Consider the following 895-nt stretch of genomic DNA (forward strand, 5'->3'; position numbering starts at 1 on the left):
TCGGCGGTTTCTAGGGATCGTCGCAACACGGGGTTAGGTCTGAAGTAAAGCAGCGAAACGCTCGGCTGGGGTTTCCCAGCCGAGCGTTTTGCGTGGGCGGCCGTTGAGTTCGATGGCGGCATCGGCGAGATCGTCGATGGTGTAGCGGGTCAGATCGGCGCCCTTGGGGAAGTACTGACGTAGTAGTCCGTTGGTGTTCTCGTTCGATCCGCGTTGCCAGGGGCTGGCTGGGTCGCAGAAGTAGATCGGCAGGTTCGCGTCGATCGTGATCAGGTGATGCGCGCCCATCTCGGAGCCCTGATCCCAGGTGAGCGATCGGCGCAGGTGCGCGGGCAGCGCCGTCATCGTGGCCACGAGTGCGTCGCGTACCTGCTCGGCGGCGTGCCCGGCGGGCAGGTGCGCGAGCATCACGTAGCGGGTGGTTCGTTCGACGAGAGTCGCGATCGCGGACTGGTTGCGGGCGCCGATGATCAGGTCCCCTTCCCAGTGCCCGGGGATGGCACGGTCCTCGATCTCGGCCGGTCGATCGCTGATCATCAGCATGGGCGCTTGGAAGCGTGCCGTGCGCTGGTCGGGGTTGCGGTGGGGTTTCCGGGTAGCGCGTCCGGTGCGCAGGCACCGAGCCAGTTCACGACGCAGCTCACCGCGGCCCTGCACGTAGAGAGCCTGGTAGATCGTCTCGTGACTCACGCGCATCTCCGGCAGGTCGGGGTAGGTCACGATCAGTCGGCGGCTGATCTGCTCAGGACTCCATCTTCGACGCAACCCCTCCGCGACCGCTTCACGCAGCACAGGGTTCTGGGCGAGCTTTCCCGGCTTCGGTCGTGCTCGACGCGCGGCCGAGCGACGCTGCGCCGCCCAGGGCCGATACTCACCAGAACCGGGATGGCCGTTG

The 895-nt window shown here is 66.4% G+C and carries 1 protein-coding gene; it reads right to left on the bottom strand.

From position 1 onward, the window contains the following. Nucleotides 1-33: 33 nt before the first annotated feature. Nucleotides 34-895: IS30 family transposase (locus MA876_RS18820; protein WP_248153023.1), on the bottom strand; the 862-nt coding region annotated here is incomplete at its 5' end.

Origin of the sequence: Microbacterium aoyamense (assembly GCF_023155855.1) — a bacterium.
Classification (GTDB): Bacteria; Actinomycetota; Actinomycetes; order Actinomycetales; family Microbacteriaceae; genus Microbacterium; species Microbacterium aoyamense.